Below are 20,180 nucleotides of genomic sequence, written 5' to 3'. Positions count from 1 at the left end.
GATAGACAGATATGTTTAAGCTGAGAATTTTTCCACCGCGGTCTCCTCGCTGATCGCCCGCCTCGAGATGCCCCAGCTGCGATCTCCCGCCGAGGCCCGACGAAACACGGCAGCTAGACGGGGTAATTAGTGCATCAAATTCACTGTTGCTCCGCGTCCCGCTACTGAAGTCCGCCCGATCCCGAGTTTCACGGACGAACGTGCCCTATTCACCCACGGGTTGACTGAGCGCGAACGATCATTAACGTAAGCGCAAGTTAGCGACGGTTACGCGCCGTCTCAGGGGGATCGGTACGCCGTGCCGATCGAGAATCTATCCGAGGGGAACACCATGTCAGTTCGTAAGGCTCGTCGCGCGCGCACCCAGAAGTCGCGCCGGGTACTCGGCGCCGGTAGTGCGGCGGCGGCGTTCCTGGCGTTCGGGATGACGCCCCTGGTGGCGGCCCCGGCGGCGCACGCCGACCTCGACGACCTGTTCGACATCCTCAACACCGACCTGTTAGGGACCGCGACCGGCGACATCAGTTTCCTCAACGGTGACAGCGCGATGGACGTGTTCACCAACCTGCACACCGATCTGCAGGGCTGGCTCGGCGACGCGGGCAACGCCACCCTGATCGCCCAGATCAACGATCCGTGGATCGACCTGTTCGGCCGGAGCCTGATCGGCAACGGCGACGCCTACTTCGACGGCACTAATGACTCGATGTTCGGGTGGTTGGGGCTCGGCAACCTGAATGACGGCGGATTCCTGTTCGGCGACGGGGCCACCGGCGGCGTCGGCGCCGACGGGAACGGCCTGGCCGGCGGCGACGCCGGGTACTTCGGCTACGGCGGCAACGGCGGCGCTGGAGCCGACGGCGGCAATGGCGGCAACGGTGGTGCGGGCGGCTGGTTGTTCGGCCTCGGTGGCACCGGCGGTCAAGGCGGCGACGCGGCCGCGGCCGGTGGTAACGGCGGCAACGGCGGCCTCGGCGGCGACGGGGGTTTCCTGTTCGGCACCGGTGGTACCGGCGGCGCCGGTGGCGCCGGCAAGATCGGCGCCGACGGCGTTAACCCGTCCAGCACCGGTCCGGCCGACGACGGCGACGCCGGCACCTCGGCCACCGACACCGATCCGGGCGCTGACGCCACCGGCGGCAATGGCGGCGACGGCGCGAACGGTATCGGCGGCCAGAACGGCGGCAACGGCGGGACCGGCGGCAACGCCACTGCCGACCAGGACGCGACCGCCGGCAACGGCGGCAAGGGCGGCGACGGTGGTGACGGCGCCGACGGTCAGCATGGCGGCAACGGCGGTGCCGGCGGTGCGGGCGGGCGCGGCGGCCTGTTCGCCGGCGACGGTGGGGCGGGTGGCGCCGGTGGCGCGGGTGCCGATGGCGGGAGTGGCAGCGCGGCCGGTGATGGTGGCAACGGCGCTGTGGGTGGTAACGCCGTGAGCGGAATGCATGACGTCGCCGGGCCTGCGAACACCGTCCCGGTCACCAACGGCGCCGCGCAAGGTGGCACCGGCGGGGCCGGCGGGAACGGCGGCACGGGCGGTAGCGGCGGCGACGGCGGCACCGGAGGGGCCGGCGGTGTGGGCGGCGCCGCACAGGCCTTCGGAGCCCACGCCGGTGCGCACGGCGCCGGCGGGGCCGGGGGTGATGGCGGCAACAGCGGGGCCGGCGGCGACGGCGGTCAGGGCGCCAACGGCGGCATGGGCGGGGTTCCCACGTCCGGGGCGTTCGCCAGCGTCGGCCGCGGTGACGACGGTGGGGCCGGCGGAAACGGCGGGGACGCCGGCGCGGTCGGCAAGGGCGGCGCCGGTGGCGACAGCGGCGGCGGCAACCACGGTGCCAACGGCGACGACGGCCAGCTGCCCGCGGCCAGCGGCAACGGCGGCCAGGGTGGCAATGGCGGCGTCTCGACGGGTAACGCGGCCGACGCGACGGTCGGCGGTGTGACCGGCAGCAAGGGCGGCGACGGCGGCGACGGCGGCAACGTCGGCAACGGCGGCGACGGTGGCCGGGGCGGCTCCGGCGGCTACGGCGGTTCGGGTCTCAAGGGTGGTGGCGGCGTTGCCGGCGCTGCCGGCGGCCAGGGCGGTGTGGGTGGCGCCGGTGGCGCGGGCGGCAACGGCGGATCGATCTCCGGCAACGCCGGCAACGGTGGCGACGGCGGGAACGGCGGCTGGGGCGGCGATGGCGGCACGTCGCTGAACAAGGCCCCCGACGGCGACTTCGCCACCGGTAACGGCGACGGCGCGCACGGTGCCAACGGCGGAAACGGTGGCAACGGCGGCAAGGGCGGTGACGGCGGGGCGGCCGGTCAGGTGCTGGGCACCGGCAACGCCGGTGTCGACGGTGACGGTGGTCGCGGCGGTAACGGCGGAACCAACGGCGGCGGTGGCGGCGGCGGCAACGGCGCGAACGGCACGGCTACTCACGTCGACGGCGGAAATGGGGGCGACGCTGGGCATGCCGGCGACGTCGGCCAGGGCGGCGCGGGCGGCAGCGGCGCCAACGACGGCAGCCGAGGCAGCGATGGCCCGGCCCGCACCGTCGCCAACGGCGGCGGCGGTTCCGGCGGCAAGGGCTTTGACGCCACCACCCCGGGCGCGGACGGCGGCAAGGGCGGCAACGGCGGGAACGGCGGGACGGTCAACAGCAACGGCGGCGCGGGTGGCGCCGGTGGCGCCGGCGCGCCCGGAACCACGGGCGCCGCGGGCACCGGCGACGCGGGCACGCCCGGCGGTTCCGGCGGCCAGGGCGGCAACGGCGGTAGCGGCGGCACCGTCTCGGGCAACGGCGGCCTCGGCGGCCGCGGCGGCAACGGCGCTACTGGCGGGGCCGGCGGCACCGGTGTGGACGGCAAGGACGCCGTGGCTCCCGGTGAGACCCCGACGGCGGGCGAAACCGGTGGCCAAGGCGCCAACGGCGGAGCCGGCGGCGACGGCGGTCACGGCGGCTCGGCTATCGGAACTGGAAAGGGCGGCGCGGGAGGTGCCGGCGGTAACGGCGGCAAGGCCGGTGCCGGCGGCGTCGGCGGTGAGGGCGGCTCCAATGCCAACGGCGCGGGCGCCAAGGGCGGCAATGGTGGCGACAGCGGGGTCGGCGGAACTGGCGGCGACGGCGGCGACGGCGGAAACGGTGCGGGCGGCGGCGCGGACGGTGCCGGCGGTGCTGCCGGTCCCGCCGGCGCTCGGGCCGGCAGCATCCCCGGCGGCTCGGGCGGTTCGGGTACGCCCGCCGGCGGCAAGGGCGGCTCTGGCGGGCCTGGGGCCGCTGGCGTGGCCGGCGAGCCGGGCGACCCCGGCGGCGCGACCACCCCGTAGCCCCCGGTTCACCGACGAGCCCCCTTACGCGGCTGACGCCAAACGGTCCCCTGCCCTGGGGGGTGCAGGGGACCGTTGGCGTGTCAGCGCACCCAACCACACCGGCCTCATCCGCGCTGGTCAGGGCTGGGAGGGCGTCGCCGGATCGGATATGGCGGCGATAACGGCTCCGCTTGGCGACCGTCGGTCGCGGGCTGGGATGGGCTGACCGCGCCTGCTATCACCGGCGCTATCCGATCCGACAACACCCACATGATCAGTAGTTGGTACGGATGGGACAGGTGATCCCTGGCCGACTCATCCGCAAATGCGGAGCGTTAACCAACCCGCCCGGGAACTCGCCGAACGACACCGCGCGCAGCCGCTGTGCGGCCGGTCACACGACGGCGCCGCGGGGCCGGAACTTCTCGACCGCAGTAACTTCGCCAACCGACCCGCGGACGGTCGCCCATCCCGACCTCAATGCGGTGCGAAAGCCGTCACCGCCGGGCCTTTTCCGTATGCGGGCGCAACGTCAACCAACCAGTCGGGAAACGCCAGTCAGCAAAGAAATGCCCCATTAACTTAAGCGACTAGCCCGTGATTATCAGTTTGCTCAAATAGGAGCAGCGCGCCGCCGTCGCAAAATAACCGAGCAAACAACCCGCAGGACGACATGCTGACCTGCGTCATCGCCTACCAAAGCGCGCCCGAATAAAACCGTGCGATAAGACTTCTTCCTCCTAGAAAGCTCTGCTACCTTAGGCCTCATTAAGTCCCTTACGGCTCCGTCAACTCATCCACACCGTCGCCTCAAGGAGAAATCATGTCGCCGAAGAATTCCCTCGGGAAGAACAAGCGCCGGACCAGCCGTGCGATCGGCGCGACGAGTGCGGTGGGAGCGTTCCTCGCCTTCGGTATGACGCCGCTGACGGCACCGCCGGCACAAGCCGACGGGTTCGACGAGCTCTTCGACGCCCTGTTCAGCGACGCATCGACGTGGTTCGGCTCCTCGGCGATGGAGTCGTCGGTCACCGACTTCGGCGCGCTGTTCGGCGGCGATATCCCGGGCTCGGCCGAGCAGATGGAAGACCCGCTGCAGTGGCTGGATGACCTGGTCGCCAACTCGATCAACATGGTGATCTACCAGCCGCTACACAGCCTCGGCGAGATGCTGATCGGCAGCGGGTTCACCCTCGACGGCGTCTTCGCCAACGGCGCCAACGCCTACGTCAGCCTCGACGACGGCGACCTGATCTACCACGCCGCCACCGCGGGCGGCTTCCTGTTCGGTGACGGCGGCAGCGGCACGTACTTCAACGCCGACGGTGATCTGCTCGGCGCCGACGGCGCGGCCCTGACCGACGCCGACGGCGATGTGATCACCTTGGCCGACATCGAGGCCGGTACCTACTCGTTCGCGAACGCCAGCTCGATTGACCTCGACGGTGCGGCGGCCGGCATGCTCGGCGACGGCGGCGCCGGCGGCAGCGGCGACGGTCTCGGCATGGTCGGCGGCGACGGTGGAGCCGGCGGTTGGCTATTGGGCAACGGCGGCGACGGTGGCGCGGGCGCGTTCGGTGCCGACGGTGTCGCCGCGGCGGGTGGGGCCGGCCTGGCCGGCGGCAACGGTGGCGTCGCCGGCTTCCTGTTCGGCAATGGCGGCAACGGTGGCACCGGTGGCGCCGGCGGTAGCGGTGCTGCCGGGGCGAACGGCAATGCCGGCGCGGCCGGGCTCAGCTTCCCGGGCGGCACTGACGGTGCGGCCGGCATTGCGGGCACCGACGGCACCGACGGTGGCGATGGCTTCGCCGGTGGCGCGGGCGGTGTCGGCGGCAACGGCGGCGCGGCCGGTCTGTTCGGCACGTCCGGCGGTGGTGGTACCGGTGGCGCCGGCGGTAGCGGTGGCGTCGGCGGCAACGGTGGTGATGGCGGTGCCGGCGGCAACGGCAACGACAACACGCAGCCTCCCGGCAGCAACGACGGCGGCATCAGCGCACTTGCTGTCGACCCGACCGGTCCCGGCGGAGACGGCGGTGCGGGCGGCAACGGCGGTAACGCGGGATCCGGTGGCGCCGGCGGCGTGGGTGGTGCCGGCGGTAACGGTGGCGCCGGTGGCTTCTTCGGCATTCACACCGCGGGTGCAGCGGGCGACGGTGGCGCCGGTGGTGCCGGCGGCGGCTCCGGTCTGGCCGGCAACGGCGGCACTGGCGGCAATGGTGGTTCCGGCGGCGGCGCCACCGGGGAAGCCGGTACCGCCGGAGTGGCCCGCGCTGCCGACGCGGCCCCGGCGGGCCTGGTCGGTGGTGGCAACGGCGGTGCCGGCGGTAACGGTGGCAACCTCGGAACGGTCGGTGCTGGTGGCAAGGGTGGTGCGGCCGGCAGCAGCACCGGGATCCTCTTCGGCGGCACGCCGGGCACCGCGGGTGCCGACGGCGCCGACGGCACGCTGCCGGCCACCGTCTCGGGCAACGGCGGTAACGGCGGTATCGGTGGCGCCGGCAACGGCCTCAACGCGGACAACACCGGTGTGGCCGGTGGCAACGGCGGCAACGGCGGTGCCGGTGGCGACCACGGCAACGGCGGCAACGGCGGCGCAGGTGGCGCCGGCTCGCAGGGTGGCGAGGGCGCGGCCGGCTCCTTCGACAACGACGGCACCGGTGCCGGTGGTGACGGCTTCGACGGTGGCGCCGGTGGCGCGGGTGGTGTCGGTGGTGCCGGCGGCTCGGTGTCGGGCAACGGCGGTAACGGTGGCGTCGGCGGGGTCGGTGGCACCGGCGGCACCGGTGGCAACGGTGCGGCGTCGGATGACTCGAGCGTGGCCGGTGGCGCCGGCGGCAATGCCGGTGACGGTGGCCAGGGCGGTGTCGGCGGCAACGGCGGTTCGGCAACCAACGGCAACGGCGGCAACGGTGGCAACAGCGGCAACGGCGGCAACGGCGGCGTCGGCGGCGTAGGTGGCTCCGGTGCAAATGACGTCGACTCCGAACTTCAGAACGGCGGCGCGGCGGGTGCCGGCGGCAACGGCGGCAACGGCGGAGCGCCGGGCGCCACGGCCGGAACCGGCGGCACCGGCGGCGGCGACGGGCACACCGACGGCACCGACGGCAGCCTCGGTCAGATCGGTGACGGTGGTGACGGCGGTGCCGGCGGACTCGGCGGCAACGCGGCCACCGGCGAGGCCGGCGTCTTCCTCGGCAACGGTCTGAGTCCGGCCAACCCCGATGCGACGGGCGTGGGCGGGTCCGGTGGCCGGGGCGGTGATGGTGGTACCGGCTACCAGGCCGGCAACGGCGGGTCCGGTGGAGGCGGCGGCCAGGGTGTCTACGGCGGCACCGGTGGCGCCGGCGGCACCGGCGGTGCGGTGACCTCCACCGCCGATGGCGGCAACAACACCGGCGGTAACGGTGGGTCCGGCGGTAAGGGCGGCGACGGCTCCGGCCACGGCGGCTACGGCGGCCAGGGCGGCGCCGGCGCCAACGCGACCGGCGATCAGACCGCCGGCAACGGTGGTGACGGCGGCGCCGGTGGCAACACCACCGGGGAGGGCAACACCGGTGAGTTCGGGACGCTGGCCGGCGGGCACGGCGGCAACGGCGGCGTCGGTGGTTCCTCCGAGAACGGCGCGGCCGGCTCCGGTGGTAACGGCGGCCACGGTGGTACGGGCGCACCCGTCGGTGACGACCTGAACAACCCGGTCTACAGCACCGGCGGGTCCGGCGGTACCGGCGGTGACGGCGGCACGACCATCGGCGGCAGCGCCGGCTCCGGCGGCGACGGTGGCAACGGCGGCACCGGCAGCTTCACCGGTGGCCACGGCGGCGCCGGCGGTAACGGCGGCGCGGTGGTCGCCGACAGTGACGGCAACGCCGGAACCGGCACCGCCGGCAACGGCGGCGACGGCGGTGCCGGCGCCAACGGCGGCGCTATCAACGGCGGCGACGACACCAACCTCGTGACCGGCGGTCAGGGCGGCAACGGCGGCAGCGGTGCTGCCGCTGACGGGACGACGGCCGGCCAGGGCGGCGGTGGTGGTGGCGGCGGCGGTGGCGCCGTCATCCAGCAGACCAACGGCGGCACGGTCACCCGCAGCACCGCGACCGGCGGCGACGGCGGCGACGGTGGGGCAGGCAGCCTGACCGGCGTCGGCGGCCAGGGCGGCACCGGCGGCTACGGCGGCATCCAGGCCGATGGCGAGGGCAGCACCGTCGACAGCGCCAACGTGGCCGGTGGTAACGCCACCAACGGCGGCGCCAACGGGGTGAACGGCCAGGACGGCGCCAACAACACGCTGATCAACAACGGCGGCGGTGGCGTCCAGGACGTCACGGTGAAGAGCGGCGCGAACGTCGGCGACCATGTCGGCGGCGGCGCCACGGTCAACGTCGGCAACGGCGGCAGCATCTCGCACAGCTCGGTGACCGGTGGTGACGCCAGCGCCACCGCCGACGGCGGTGCCGCGAGCCTGAGCGCCATCGGCGCGGGCAGCGCGATCACCAACAGCCACGCAACCGGTGGTAACGCCGGCGTCGGGACCACCGGTGGCAACGGCGGAGCCGGCGGCACGGCCGCCATCACCGCCAACAACGGCGCCGTCATCGACCAGACCACCGTCACCGGCGGCGACGGCGGCGCGGGCAGCAACTCCGGCACCGGCGGTACCGGCGGTGAGGCCATTGCTTCGGCAAACGGCGCCGACAGCACCATCACCGGTAGCGCTACCGGCGGCACCGGTGGCCTCGGTGACAACGGCACCGGCGGCGACGGCGGGGCCGGCTACCTGGTCGTCGACAATGCCGGCGGATCGATCGGCGGCGGTGGGAACGACGCGGTGGCCCAGGGCGGCAGCGGCGGCACCGGCACCAACGGTGGCGTCGGCGGCAACGGCGGATGGGGTGAGCTGGAGTCCGGCGAGCTCGGGCAGGCCAGTGCTGCCGGCGGCAACTCCTACGGCACCTCCACCGGCGGTGACGGCGGCAACGCCAGCGGCGAGGGCAGCCACGGCGGTAACGGCGGAAGCTCGGACATCCAGAGCTCCAAGGTGACCGGATCGCTCGGTGGTCCCGGTGGCACGGCCAGCGGTACCGCGCACGGCGGTAACGGCGGCAACGCCACTACGGATGCCGACGGTAACGGCGGCACCGGCGGTAACGGCGGCAAGGCCAGCATCGCCACCGGCGGCGACCTTGGCAACCTGGCCAACGGAACGTCGACCGGCGGCGCCGGTGGTGACGGCCTGGACGGCGGGGCCGGCGGGCTCGGCGGGTCGAGCCGGCTCGACGCCTTCGGCAACGACGGTGGCGACCCGGCAACTCCGTCCACCGCGACTAATGGCACCGCTACCGGCGGCAACGGTGGCAGCGGCACCGGAGCCGGCAACACCGGCGGCAATGGCGGCGACGGCAACATCGTCTTCACCGGCGGCACGCAGACGGACGGTACGACGGCGAGCGGAAGCAACGGCCCGAACAACCCGGCTACTCCCTGATGCCGGAAACCTATACCCCTCAAGGGCGTTCGGCCGATGCCAAACCGTGACAGCTCTTTAATCAAACGTGCAGCGCGCGGGAGGAGATCTCATCCTCCAACCGCGTAACCTGTTATTTGCCTTAGGTTATTTCGCGCTCGCAAAATTGCGTATCGAAGGAGGTTCATGCCGCCGCTCGATGCGTTGGATCATGCGTCGTCAAAAACCGTTGCACGCCAACGACACCCGCACCCGGGCGAGTCGATACCCGAATTCGCCTGGCCCACGCTAGCGTTGGGCGCGGGCGCGTTGATCGTCTTCGCCTTTTCGACGGTCGCCGCGATCGGCGGTTCCGCTCCGGTGTGGTTGACCATCTCGGTCAACACCGCGGCCGTCTATGCGATGTTCATGGTGGCCCACGATGCACTGCACCACTCGGTCTCCTCGGTGAGCTGGGTGAACTCGGTGATCGGTCGGGCGGCTTGGCTCTTTGTCGCACCGACGTTTTCGTTGCCGGCGTTCAGCTACGTCCACCTCACGCACCACCGCAACGCCAACGACGGCGAGAACGACCCGGACATGTTCGCCACCCACGGGCCGGCCTGGCAGCTGCCCTTCCGCTGGGCGCTGATGGATGTCTTCTATGCCGTCTGGTACTGCCGCCAGCTGAAGCGGCGGGTGCGTCTCTCTTGGCGTCGCCCGCTGACCGAGGTCGCCGAAACGGCGGTGATGTTCTCGCTGAGCGTCGCGGGCGTCTGCGTCGCGGTTCTCACCGAGAACTTCTGGTTGGTCGCGACCATCCTGCTGATCCCGCAGCGCATCGGGATGGTGATCCTGGGTTGGTGGTTCGATTGGTTGCCGCACCACGGGCTGGAGCAGACGCAGCAGGAGAATCGCTACCGCGCCACCCGGAACCGGGTCGGCATGGAGCAAGTGTTGATCCCGGTCATGCTGTCCCAGACCTATCACCTGGTGCACCACCTGCACCCGTGGTTGCCGTTCTACCGGTATGCGCAGGCCTGGCGCGGCAACGAGGACGCCTACCTGGCCCACGATCCGGCCATCGCCACCGTCTTCGGCCGGGACCTGACACCCGCGGAGTACCGGGAATGGAAGGCGGGGTCGCTCAGCGCACCCGGAAGATCACCGTCCGCTGCACGATGAAGTTGATGACAGTCGCGGTGCCCTGGGCCACCACGAACGCCACCGGCAGCGCCCATCTTTCGTAGTTCAGCAAATCCAGTACCAGGTGGTTGATCCCCACCTGCACCCCGAATGTCAACGCGTACAGCGCCATCACCGCCACGAAGCGCCCGGTGTGCGCCGACGACTGAAACGTCCAGCGCCGGTTGATCAGGTAGGCGGTGATGGTCCCGGCGATGAAGCTGATCGCCTTGGCCAGGTCGACCTTGACGCCGAAGCCCAGGTACAGCAGCAGGTACAGCCCGAAGTCCACCACCGCCGACATCGCCCCGGTGACCAGGAAACGCCACACTTGGGTCGATAACGGCAGGCGGGTGCTCGTCGAAGCGATCTCGGCCACCCGGGAAGCTTAAGTCCTAGGCTGAAGACCATGCCCGCCGTCATCGCCGAAATCGAGGCGATCCCGCTGCGCATCCCGCTCAAACCCGACCTGCCCGGGGCCGCGTTGTGGGGCGAGCCGCTGAGCGCCGCGGACTCGTTGCTGGTCAAGGTGACCACCGACGACGGCACGGTGGGCTGGGGTGAGGCCTTCGGGCTCTACGGCACCGCGCTGGCCGTCTGCGCGCTCGACGAGCTCATCACCCCGCTATGCCTGGGACACGACGCCGCCGACATCGCGACCCTGATGGCCCACGTGCAACGCAAGCTGCACGTCTTCGGCCGCGGCGGCGCGATCACCTACGCGTTGTCGGCGGTCGACATCGCGCTGTGGGACATCGCCGGCAAATCGGCAGCCGCTCCGGTCTGCCGGCTGCTGGGTGGTGCCCCGGCTGCGCTGCGCTGCTACGCCAGCCTGGCCTGCTATACCGAACCGGATCGGGTCCGCGCCGCGGTGCGCCGCGCCGTCGACGCCGGGTTCGGCGCGATCAAGCTGCACGAGTCGACGCTGCCCGCAATGCACGCCGCCCGCGACGAAGCTGGGCCCGAGGTCGCGTTGATCGTCGACGCCGGCTGTGCCTGGACGCTGGGGCAGGCCCAGGCCGTCGCCGCCGAGCTGCACGACCTCGGACTGTTGTTCTTAGAGGAGCCGCTGTGGCCGCCGGAGAACTTCGACGGCCTGGCCGAACTGCGCCGCAGCACCGGATTGCCGGTGGCCTCCGGCGAAAACGTCGGCACCATCCTGGAGTTCGAGCGCCTGCTGACTGCCGGCGCGGTGGACTTCGTGCAGCCCAGCCCGGCCAAGGTGGGCGGTATCACCGAGCTGCGCAAGGTCTTTCCGCTGGCGGCCGTGCGCAATGTCAGGATGATGACGCACTCGTTCTACGACGGGCCGGGGCTGCTCGCCGCGATCCAGGTGGCCGCCGCTTTGGGCGGTGCCGACGCGATGGTCGAGTGGCGCTGGTTCGACCTGGAGGCCTCGATCTACGGTGACGCGCTGGCGCCAGCGAACGGGCGGATCGTCGTGCCGGACGGGCCGGGCCTGGGTATCGACCCGGACCCCGAGGTGATCAGCGCCTACCGCTGCGACGGTGGCCGCTCTCGACGACCGTGAAGGTAGCCGCACGCTGAGCGTCGAACGTGAAGCTAACTTCACGCTGGTCCCGAGGCGGATGGGGCGCTAGACCCAGTACGCCACCCGCGCCCGGAACTGGCGCAGCACCATCGCCGCCACCGACCAACCGACGACCGTCAGCACCAGCACTATTGCCCAGTGCCGCAGCGGCTGGGCCGCGCCCAGCAGCGGCGCCCGCACGATCTCCAGGTAGTGCATCAGCGGGTTGAGCTCGACGACATTGATCCAGCGGGTGGCGCCCTGGGCGCGCAGCGTGTCGTAGTTCCAGATGATCGGGGTCATCAAAAACAGCAGTTGCACCACCGAGAACAACAGCGGCGCGATGTCGCGATAGCGGGTGGCCAGAATCCCGAAACACAGCGACACCCACACGCAGTTCAGCGCGATGACCACCAGCGCCGGAACCACCGAAAGGTCCGCCCACGACCAGGGTTTCGGAAAGATCAGCGCTATCGGGATATAGATGACGATGTTGTGGGCGAACAGGATCATCTGCCGCCACACCAGCCGGTAGACATGCACCGAAAGCGGCGTCGGCAACTGCTTGATCAGCCCCTCGTTGGCGACGAACACGTCGGCGCCCTCCAGGATGGCGGCGTTCAGCAGGTTCCACACGATCAGCCCCAGCGTCACGTACGGCAGGTGCACGGCCAGGTCGAGGTGAAACAGCTTGGAGTACAACCCGCCCATCGCCACCGCGGTGGTGGCGGTGCCGATGGTGATCCAGAACGGCCCCAGCACCGAGCGCCGGTATCGCTGCTTGATGTCCTGCCAGCCCAGGTGCAGCCACAGCTCGTGGCGGCGGAACCCGCCGGCCAGGTCGCCCCACGCCCGCGCGAACGTCTTGGACTGCGCGGCGACATCAGTGAAACTCATTGCTGCCCCTCGGGTTTGGCGAACTGCTCGCGGCGCCCCAATCGGCGCAGCCGGACCCACTCGGCCAAGCCGGCCATGTCCCCGCGGCGCGACACGAGGAAGAACCAGCCGAACCGCAACCACTCCTGGATCAACAGCCGGCGCATCCCGGGCTGCGCCATCAAATAGCCGCGGTTGCGGTAGGTGTAAAACCGCTTGGCGGCGTTGTCCGGATATTGGGTGTGCATCCGGCCGGCCAGAATCGGCTTGAACTCCGCCGACCCGCACGGGTGCAGGTAGGCCGCGTTCAAACACGTCCCGAACGCCAAGCCGGAGCGCACCAGTCGGCGGTGCACCTCCACCTCGTCGCCGCGCATGAACAACCGCAGATCCGGCACCCCCACCGCATCCAGTGCATCGGCGGTGAACAGTGCGCCGTTGAACAGTGACGCGATCCCGGGCAGCAAGTCGCCACCGCCCGCACGTAATTCGCTCACCAGCCGTCGCCACACCAATCCGCGTCGCAGCGGGAACGCCAGCCGGGACGGATCGTCGATGTTGCACACCATCGGCGACACCTCCGCCAGCCGGTGCTGTGCAGCGCACGCCAGCAACGCGGCCAGCACACCGGAATCGGCTGGGCGCCCGTCGTCGTCGGCCAGCCACACCCAGTTCGCGCCGGCCGCCAAAGCATGCAGAATTCCCAACGCGAAACCGCCTGCGCCGCCGAGGTTTCGCTGCGACCCGAGATAGGTCGAGGGCACCCTCACACCGGCCACCAGCCGTGCCACCGCAGGATCGTTGTCGTTGTCGACGACGATCACGTGGTCCGGCGCCCGGGTCTGGCTCACCAGCGCCTTCAGCGACTCGGCCAGCTGATCGACCCGACGGTGGGTGACAACGACCGCGTAGACGGTTTCGCTCACGCCTGGTCCCGCGTCTCGGCGAGCACCTCGCGCACGTGCCGGGCGGCGTCGGGGCCCTCGTAGGCGCCGACCACGTCCTCGATTCCGCCGGTCATCTTGATGGAGCCGTGGTCGATCCACATCGCGGTCTTGCACAGCCGGGCCAGAAACTCGTTGGAGTGGCTGGCGAACACCAGGATTCCGGAGCGTTCCACCAGCTTCTGCAGCCGCGTCTGGGCCTTCTTCAAGAACTCGGCGTCCACCGCGCCGATGCCTTCGTCGAGCAGCAGGATCTCCGGGTCGATGCTGGTGACCACACCCATCGCCAGGCGCACCCGCATGCCGGTGGAGTAGGTGCGCAGCGGCATCGCCAGATAGTCGCCCAGCTCGGTGAATTCGGCGATCTCGTCGACCTTGGCGGCCATCTGCTTGCGGGTCTGCCCGAGGAACAGCCCGCGGATGATGATGTTCTCGAACCCGGAGATCTCCGGGTCCATGCCCACGCCCAGGTCGAACACCGGCGCCACCCGGCCCACCACCGAAGCCGAACCCCGGGTCGGCTCGTAGATACCCGAAAGCAGCCGTAGCAGAGTGGATTTGCCGGCGCCGTTGTGGCCGACCAGGCCCACCCGATCGCCGAGCGACAGCGACATGGTGATGTCGCGCAGCGCCTCGACGACCACCACGTTGGAGTTGTTGCGCCCGATTGCCCCGCCGGCCTTGCCCAGGAACGCCTTCTTCAACGACCGCGACTTGGCGTCGAAGATGGGGAACTCGACCCAGGCGTCCTGGGTCTCGATTCGGGGATCGGTGGCGGACAACGCGACTACAGGTATTGACCGGAGCCGGTGTGGCCGTGCCCGGCGTGCCCGCCGGTGGTGGGCCCGGGCGGCAACGCGCCGTGGCGCATCTGCTCCAGCTGCGCGCGGGCAGCCATCTGCTGGGCGAACAACGCGGTCTGTATGCCGTGGAATAGCCCTTCCAGCCAACCCACCAGCTGGGCCTGGGCGATCCGCAGCTCGGCGTCCGAGGGGGTGGCGTCCTCGCGCAGTGGCAGCGTCAGCCGCTCCAGCTCCTCGCGCAGCTCCGGGGCCAGGCCGTCCTCGAGTTCGCTAATAGAAGCCGCGTGCACCTCACGCAACCGCACCCGGCTGGCGTCGTCGAGCGGGGCCGAGCGCACCTCCTCGAGCAGCTGCTTGATCATGGTGCCGATCCGCATCACCTTGGCGGGCTGCTCGATCAGGTCGGTCAGCGACTGCTCGTCACCCTCGGCGTCGTCGTCCCCCGACATCCCGGCCGCCAGCAGCCGCGGGTCCGCGCCGCTGATGATCTCGACACCATCTTCGTCGTTACTGCCGGTGCTCACCGCCACCGCCTCCCTGCCATTCGTAGATGCTCGCCCCGCCATTGTCGTAGATCTTGGCCCAGGACCGCGATTTCTCCAGAGACAGTAGCCCGTCGGGCAGGGTGAACCCGCGCACTGTCGGACTGCTGATCAGCACGTAGCGGATGCCCAAAGATCGCACGGCCTGCGCCACCCGCGGATCGGTGTCGGCGTCGTCGGCGTAAGCCCAGAAGACGAACCGCTGCGGCCCGGGCCCCTGCTGCTGGGGGTAGTCGTAGTGTGTCCACAGCGGGCGCAGGCCCGCGACCGCGTACATCCAGGCGCTGCCGTCGACGTTGGCGTTGCCGATCACGGTGTCGCGGGCCCCGGGCAGCGCGGCCAGATAGGCGAAGGCCTCCAGGTCGCGGGCGTCGATCATCACCGAGTCGTACTTGTCGCCGAACAAGAACGCGTGCCGGGGCAGGTAGTGCCAGGCTAGCCCGGCCGTCGCTGCGGTCAGCAGCACCGCCGTCAGCACGCCCCGAAGGCGGCCCCTCGCGACGAGGCGGACCAGCCACGCCAGTCCCACCCCGGCCATCGGGATCAACAGCAGCGTCATCGCCGCCATGATCCGGCGCGGGTCGCTGTAGAACAGGTCGGTGAAGCGGCCCAGCACCGCTCCGGCGGCGCCTCCCCGCGGCGCCGAGGACTGCACCACCCCGACCACCAGCACCGCCCACAGCGCCAGCGGCCAGTACACCTTCTTGAAGACCAGCAGCACCGCCCCGATAGCGGTCAGCCCGACCAGCGTGTACTGGATCGGGAAGTCGTTGAGGTGGCGGGTGTGCAGCAGCAGCGCGTCGCGCAACCCGGACTTGCGGCCCTCATGGGTCAGAAACGAGTGCCCGGCGATGATGTCGGCCTGCTCGCGCACGCTCAGCAGCTGCGGCAGCAGCAGCAACCCGGTCGGCACCAGCACCGCGGCCAGCGCCAGGGTGTCGCGACGCTTGCCGCGCAACGGGTTCCACAGCGCCCCGTCCTTGGGGCACAGCCACCAGGCCGCCAGCAGCAGCACCGTCACCACGCCCCCGGTCAGATGCACCGAAAACACCCCGACCAGCGCCAGCACCGCCACCGGCACCCGGTCCCGCATGGTGCGCACGCTGGTGACCAGCACGAACGTCGGGACCACCAGCCCGTAGGCCACCAGGTTGGGCATCGCCGCGGTACCGAACTCGACGTAGGGCAGCGCGGTGAACGACGCCGACAGCGCACCGGCGGTAGCCGCCGAAACCGCAAGCCGGCGGGTGCTCAACACCCGCTGCAGCAGATTCCAGGTGAGCAGTGCGGCGCTGACCGGGAACAGCCACACCGAGGCGGCCAGTCCGGCCAGCGTGCAACCGGTGGTGGGCGCCGCGCCGGTCAGCTGGCATAGCACCGCGGTCAGGGCGTGAAACGCCGACGGATAGTAGAGCGGGGCGTGCGTCTCGACGTTGCGCAGTTCACCGGCGTGGGTGGGGGAGGCCTGGCCGGTGTCGAGAATGAAGCGGACGGTGTTGGCGTGCCAGACCGCGTCCCAGGTGCTGGGGATGCTCTGCCAATCCGGAATGCCCCGCAACGCCGCCCAGCCGATCAGCAGCATGCCCAGCAACACCCCGGCGGCCACGGTGAGGATCGTCGCGACCCCCGCCGCCGGTGCCCCGACGTGGATGCCGGGACGACGGTCCAGCAACCCCCGAACCGCTCGGGCAAGCAGGCCCACCAGCGCGCCGACCACCACCAACGTGGCCAGTGCGGTGCCCGCATTCCAGGGAATTCCCCAGGCGCCGAACGGCACGATGGCCAGGCCGACCAGCCCATACGTCAGCGCCGGGCCGACCGTGACGGCCAGTGGCCAGGTCAGCCGTGCAGCGGCGGCGACGAGTGCCCCCGGTGCGACCAGCAGCAGTAGTGCGGCAACCATTCCGAACCCCAGAAGCACTGCACTAGTATGTCTGTCAAGGTGACACGGCTCAGCGCTGCGGGGGGAGCTATCCGGTTATCCGATACTTCACCCGATCACCCGGTTTTGAGAAGTTCTAAGGTGGCTGACATGGCCTTCGACGTCGCCAGGGTGCGCGGACTGCACCCGACGCTCGGTGACGGATGGGTGCACCTCGACGCGCCGACGGGCATGTTGATCCCGGACTCGGTGGCGACCACGGTGTCGACGGCGTTCCGCGGTTCGCTGGCGACGTCGGCGGGGCCGCACCCGGCGGCCCGGCGCAGTGCGGCGGTGCTGGTGGCGGCGCGCCAGGCGGTGGCCGACCTGGTCGGCGGCGATCCCGCCGGGGTGGTGCTGGGCCCGGACCGGGCGGTGCTGCTGAGCGCGCTGGCCGACGCCGCGTCGTCGCGGGTGAGCCTGGGCTACGAGACGGTGGTCAGCCGGCTCGACGACGAGGCCAACATCGCGCCGTGGGTGCGCGCCGCCAACCGCTACGGCGCCAAACTCAAGTGGGCCGAGGTGGACATCGAGACCGGGGAGCTGCCGAGCTGGCAGTGGGAGAACCTGATCACCCCGTCGACCCGGCTGGTGGCCGTCACTTCGGCGTCGGGCGTGCTGGGCACCGTCACTGACCTGCGCCCGGTCACCAAGCTGGTCCACGACGCGGGCGGGGTGGCCGTCGTCGACCACTGTGCGGCGGCGCCGTACCAGTTGCTCGACATCAACGACATCGAGGCCGACGTGGTGGCCCTCAACGCGGCCAGCTGGGGCGGCCCGCCGGTGGGCGCGCTGGTCTTCCGCGACCCGGCGCTGATCGACACGTTCGGTTCGGTGTCGCTGAATCCGCACGCCGTGGGCCCGGCGCGCCTGGAAGTCGGCCTGCACCAGTTCGGTCTGCTGGCCGGGTTGGTGGCCAGCGTGGAATACCTGGCCTCGCTCGACGAGTCCGCCCGCGGCACCCGGCCCGAGCGGCTGTCGATCTCCATGCAGTCCGCCGGGCAGTACCTGAACCGGCTGTTCGACTATCTGGTCGGCTCGCTGCGGTCGTTGCCGCTGGTGATGATGATCGGCCAGCCCGAGGTCCGCATTCCGGTGGTCAGTTTCGCGGTGCAGAAAGTGCCCGCCGAGCGCGTTGTGCAACGGCTGGCCGACAACGGCGTACTGGCCATCGCCAACGCCGGCTCGCAGGTGCTCGACGTGATCGGGGTCAACGACATCGGCGGGGCGGTCACCGTCGGGTTGAGCCACTACTCGACGATGGCCGAGGTCGACCAGCTGGTGCGCGCGCTGGCTTCCCTGGGATAACGGTTTCTCGCGCGCCGCAATCTCATCTGCCCGGGCTGCGAGGAATGAAGACGTGTCGACTGTGCGGTTTGGCACGCAATTCGGTGGTGTTGCGCACCAAACCGCACAGTCGATGAATGCTGGACTCATCGCCCCGCGCCGGCGATCCAGCTACGCTGTGGGCCGTTACCGAAGCAGCTGGCGAAGGCAGAACATGGCAGAACCGACGACTTCCTTGGCCCCTTTGGCTCTGGACACCCTGGTTGACCTGATGCAGCAGCAGGCTGCGCGTCATCAGGACACGCCCGCGTTCATCTTCTGCCCGGAAGGCGATATCGAAGAGGACCGCATCACCTACCGCGACCTGGATCGTCGCGCCCGCGCGATCGCCGCCAGCCTGCAACGCAAGGGCGCCGCCGGCCAGCGGGTGCTGGTGTTGTGCCGTCCCGGTGTGGACAGCGTCGCCGGGCTGTTCGGGTGCTTCTACGCCGGTGCCGTCGCGGTCCCGGTCGACGAGCACTGGCCGATCCGGCGGATCGAGACCGTCGTGCCCGAGGCGCAGGCGCGCTTCGCGTTGGCGACCGCCAAAACCCAGGCCAAGATGAAGGCCGCCGTGGGAGGGCTGACCGACGGATCGGTGACCTGGCTGGCGATGGATGAGCTCGACGACGACGGCGCCACCTGGGTGCCGCAGGACGTCGACAAAGACACCATCGCGATGATCCAGTACACCTCGGGCTCGACCGGGGTGCCGAAGGGTTGCGTGCTGACCCACGGGAACTACCTGAGCAACCTGGAGGTCATGCGCTGGGCCCTGAACCCAGCCGAGGACGCGCCCGTGATGAACAGCCCGATCAGCGGGGTGTCCTGGTTGCCGCAGTACCACGACATGGGTTTCGTCGGGGGCATCCTGGGCACCATTTACGGCGGCCGCACCACGGTGCTGATGTCGCCGAGCTCCTTTCTGATGCGCCCGATCCGCTGGCTGCAGGCGATATCGCGCTTCGGTGCGACGATCACCGCCGCACCCAACTTCGCCTACGAAGCCTGCGTCAAACGCACCACCGCAGAGCAGCGTGCCGACCTGGACCTGTCGAGCCTGTCGATCGCCGTGATCGGTGCCGGACCGATCAGCGCCGAAACGCTGCAGTCCTTCACCGAGGCGTTCGCGCCGGCCGGTTTCCGGCCCGAGGCCTTCATTCCCGCTTACGGGCTGGCCGAGGCAACCCTGGGCGTGACGGGCATGTCCGAGTCGCCGGTTCCGGTGGTCCGGCACATCGACCGGACCGCGCTCAGCGAGGAGCGGGTCGTCGAGGTGGCTGCCGACACGCCCGGGGCGGTGCCCCTGGTGGCCTGCGGCGCCAAGGCGGAGAACCAGCAAGTCCTGATCGTCGACTCCGAGACCCGGTTGCGCCGCGGCCCCGAGGAAATCGGCGAGATCTGGGTGTCCGGGCCCAGCGTCGGCGTGGGCTACTGGGGACGGCCCGAAGAGACCGAGCACGCCTTCAACGCGTACTTGGCCGACACCGGAGAGGGCCCCTACCTGCGCAGTGGCGACCTGGGGTTCTTCCGGGATGGCGAGCTGTTCGTCACCGGCCGGTGCAAGGACCTGATGACCATCGGCGGCTACAGCCACTACCCCAATGACATCGAGCTGACCGTGCAGGCCTGCCATCCGGCGCTGATGCCCAGCCGTGGTGCGGTCTTCCTGCTGCCGGGCAAGCGCAACGGCCCCGAGCATCTGGCGGTGGTGCAGGAGGTACACCACCACGAGGCCGTCGGGGTCGATCTGGACGAGCTGATCCAATCGATACGGGCGGCGATCCGCACCCACCACGGCATCGACGCCCAGACCGTGGTGCTGCTCAAGCCGATGCGGATCCCGACGACGACCAGCGGCAAGATTCAGCGCAGCGCCTGCCGGGACAAGTACCTCGCCGGTGAGCTGGTTCCGCTGGCGCAGTGGCAGGCGCCACCGCCAGAAGACGACACCCCGGACGTCAAGAGTGCGCTGGTGGGCGGCCTGGTGCGCCTCGCCGCGACCGGATTGGCGCAGCGGCGGCGGGGATCAACGGGGCGGGGCTGAGTTTCAGTCCCGCTGAGACCGCTGCTGCTGCAACGAATTCCGCATCGCATCGGCCAGTTTGCCGAAGTTCAGCCGGGGGCCTTTCGGGGTGGCGGCGGGCGGCGGTGCATGCCACTGCGCCACCGGGGTGAACCCGCCGTCGACGAAGCGTTGCCGGCACGCGCTGCGCTGAATCTTGCCGCTGGTGGTCGTCGGGATCCGCATCGGCTTGAGCAGCACCACGGTCTGGGCGTCGATGCCGTGGTGGGTGCGGATCGCCGCCCG

12 protein-coding genes and 1 pseudogene are annotated in these 20,180 nt (G+C 70.7%); 6 read left to right on the top strand and 7 right to left on the bottom strand.

The genetic code is table 11. From position 1 onward, the window contains the following. The first annotated feature begins 331 nt into the window (after positions 1-331). From A5771_RS24255 to A5771_RS04405, 3 genes are all read left to right on the top strand, one after another. Positions 332-3,316: a PE family protein gene (locus tag A5771_RS24255; protein ID WP_165612853.1), complete on the top strand. Its 2,985-nt coding sequence runs from the start codon at positions 332-334 to the stop codon at positions 3,314-3,316. A gap of 805 nt (positions 3,317-4,121) precedes the next feature. Beyond that, entirely contained in the window at positions 4,122-8,783 is a 4,662-nt protein-coding gene (locus A5771_RS23260) for a hypothetical protein (protein WP_064853992.1), read from the top strand. Between the two features lie 165 nt (positions 8,784-8,948). Next, a complete protein-coding gene (locus A5771_RS04405; protein WP_082947048.1) occupies positions 8,949-9,926 on the top strand; it encodes a fatty acid desaturase in 978 nt (325 codons plus the stop codon). Here A5771_RS04405 and A5771_RS04400 read toward each other — a convergent pair. After that, positions 9,889-10,230 carry a GtrA family protein gene (locus tag A5771_RS04400; RefSeq protein ID WP_234782941.1) on the bottom strand — a complete coding sequence of 114 codons (342 nt, stop codon included), beginning with the start codon at positions 10,228-10,230 and terminating at the stop codon, positions 9,889-9,891. The genes A5771_RS04405 and A5771_RS04400 overlap by 38 nt on opposite strands. Before the next feature lie 105 nt (positions 10,231-10,335). On the opposite strand from A5771_RS04400, the gene A5771_RS04395 reads away from it, so the two are divergent. After that, entirely contained in the window at positions 10,336-11,457 is a 1,122-nt protein-coding gene (locus A5771_RS04395; protein ID WP_064853989.1) for a mandelate racemase/muconate lactonizing enzyme family protein, read from the top strand. A 66-nt stretch (positions 11,458-11,523) separates the two neighbouring features. Here A5771_RS04395 and wzm read toward each other — a convergent pair whose 3' ends face one another. Genes wzm through A5771_RS04370 form a run of 5 tightly spaced genes read right to left on the bottom strand, consistent with a single transcriptional unit; the run spans position 11,524 to position 16,525 of the window. Then, a complete protein-coding gene (gene wzm / locus A5771_RS04390; protein WP_064853988.1) occupies positions 11,524-12,354 on the bottom strand; it encodes a galactan export ABC transporter permease subunit Wzm/RfbD in 831 nt (276 codons plus the stop codon). Next, entirely contained in the window at positions 12,351-13,259 is a 909-nt protein-coding gene (glfT1, locus tag A5771_RS04385; RefSeq protein ID WP_064853987.1) for a galactofuranosyltransferase GlfT1, read from the bottom strand. Before glfT1 ends, wzm begins: the two co-directional genes overlap by 4 nt. Next, a complete protein-coding gene (wzt, locus tag A5771_RS04380) occupies positions 13,256-14,059 on the bottom strand; it encodes a galactan export ABC transporter ATP-binding subunit Wzt/RfbE (protein ID WP_064853986.1) in 804 nt (267 codons plus the stop codon). Before wzt ends, glfT1 begins: the two co-directional genes overlap by 4 nt. Before the next feature lie 5 nt (positions 14,060-14,064). Beyond that, positions 14,065-14,646: a bacterial proteasome activator family protein gene (locus A5771_RS04375; RefSeq protein ID WP_109401023.1), complete on the bottom strand. Its 582-nt coding sequence runs from the start codon at positions 14,644-14,646 to the stop codon at positions 14,065-14,067. Further along, positions 14,588-16,525, bottom strand: coding sequence for a DUF6541 family protein (locus A5771_RS04370; RefSeq protein WP_428844383.1), 1,938 nt, complete (start codon positions 16,523-16,525; stop codon positions 14,588-14,590). The genes A5771_RS04375 and A5771_RS04370 overlap by 59 nt, the downstream gene beginning before the upstream one ends. Positions 16,526-16,654: 129 nt before the next feature. Between A5771_RS04370 and A5771_RS04365 the strand changes: the two genes are divergently transcribed. Both A5771_RS04365 and A5771_RS04360 read left to right on the top strand, forming a co-directional pair. Then, positions 16,655-17,851, top strand: coding sequence for a cysteine desulfurase-like protein (locus A5771_RS04365; RefSeq protein WP_064853983.1), 1,197 nt, complete (start codon positions 16,655-16,657; stop codon positions 17,849-17,851). A gap of 193 nt (positions 17,852-18,044) precedes the next feature. After that, a complete protein-coding gene (locus A5771_RS04360; protein ID WP_064853982.1) occupies positions 18,045-19,916 on the top strand; it encodes a fatty acyl-AMP ligase in 1,872 nt (623 codons plus the stop codon). Between the two features lie 3 nt (positions 19,917-19,919). Here the strand turns inward: A5771_RS04360 and A5771_RS23565 are convergent. Further along, a pseudogene (locus tag A5771_RS23565) lies at positions 19,920-20,180 on the bottom strand (fatty-acid--CoA ligase); the annotation flags it as partial.

Origin of the sequence: Mycolicibacter sinensis, from assembly GCF_001667375.1 — a bacterium.
In the GTDB taxonomy this organism is placed as follows: Bacteria; Actinomycetota; Actinomycetes; order Mycobacteriales; family Mycobacteriaceae; genus Mycobacterium; species Mycobacterium sinense_A.
Note: the sequence above shows the minus strand (reverse complement) of the source record. Positions and strands in the feature narration are given on the sequence as shown.

What these genes read in the sequence shown, in the direction of transcription:
- A5771_RS24255 (WP_165612853.1), top strand. Translation starts at nt 332, where the DNA reads ATGTCAGTTCGTAAGGCTCGTCGCGCGCGCACCCAGAAGTCGCGCCGG.
- A5771_RS23260 (WP_064853992.1), top strand. Translation starts at nt 4,122, where the DNA reads ATGTCGCCGAAGAATTCCCTCGGGAAGAACAAGCGCCGGACCAGCCGT.
- A5771_RS04405 (WP_082947048.1), top strand. Translation starts at nt 8,949, where the DNA reads ATGCCGCCGCTCGATGCGTTGGATCATGCGTCGTCAAAAACCGTTGCA.
- A5771_RS04400 (WP_234782941.1), bottom strand. Translation starts at nt 10,230, where the DNA reads ATGTCGGCGGTGGTGGACTTCGGGCTGTACCTGCTGCTGTACCTGGGC.
- A5771_RS04395 (WP_064853989.1), top strand. Translation starts at nt 10,336, where the DNA reads ATGCCCGCCGTCATCGCCGAAATCGAGGCGATCCCGCTGCGCATCCCG.
- wzm (WP_064853988.1), bottom strand. Translation starts at nt 12,354, where the DNA reads ATGAGTTTCACTGATGTCGCCGCGCAGTCCAAGACGTTCGCGCGGGCG.
- A5771_RS04375 (WP_109401023.1), bottom strand. Translation starts at nt 14,646, where the DNA reads ATGGCGGGGCGAGCATCTACGAATGGCAGGGAGGCGGTGGCGGTGAGC.
- A5771_RS04370 (WP_428844383.1), bottom strand. Translation starts at nt 16,525, where the DNA reads ATGGTTGCCGCACTACTGCTGCTGGTCGCACCGGGGGCACTCGTCGCC.
- A5771_RS04365 (WP_064853983.1), top strand. Translation starts at nt 16,655, where the DNA reads ATGGCCTTCGACGTCGCCAGGGTGCGCGGACTGCACCCGACGCTCGGT.
- A5771_RS04360 (WP_064853982.1), top strand. Translation starts at nt 18,045, where the DNA reads ATGGCAGAACCGACGACTTCCTTGGCCCCTTTGGCTCTGGACACCCTG.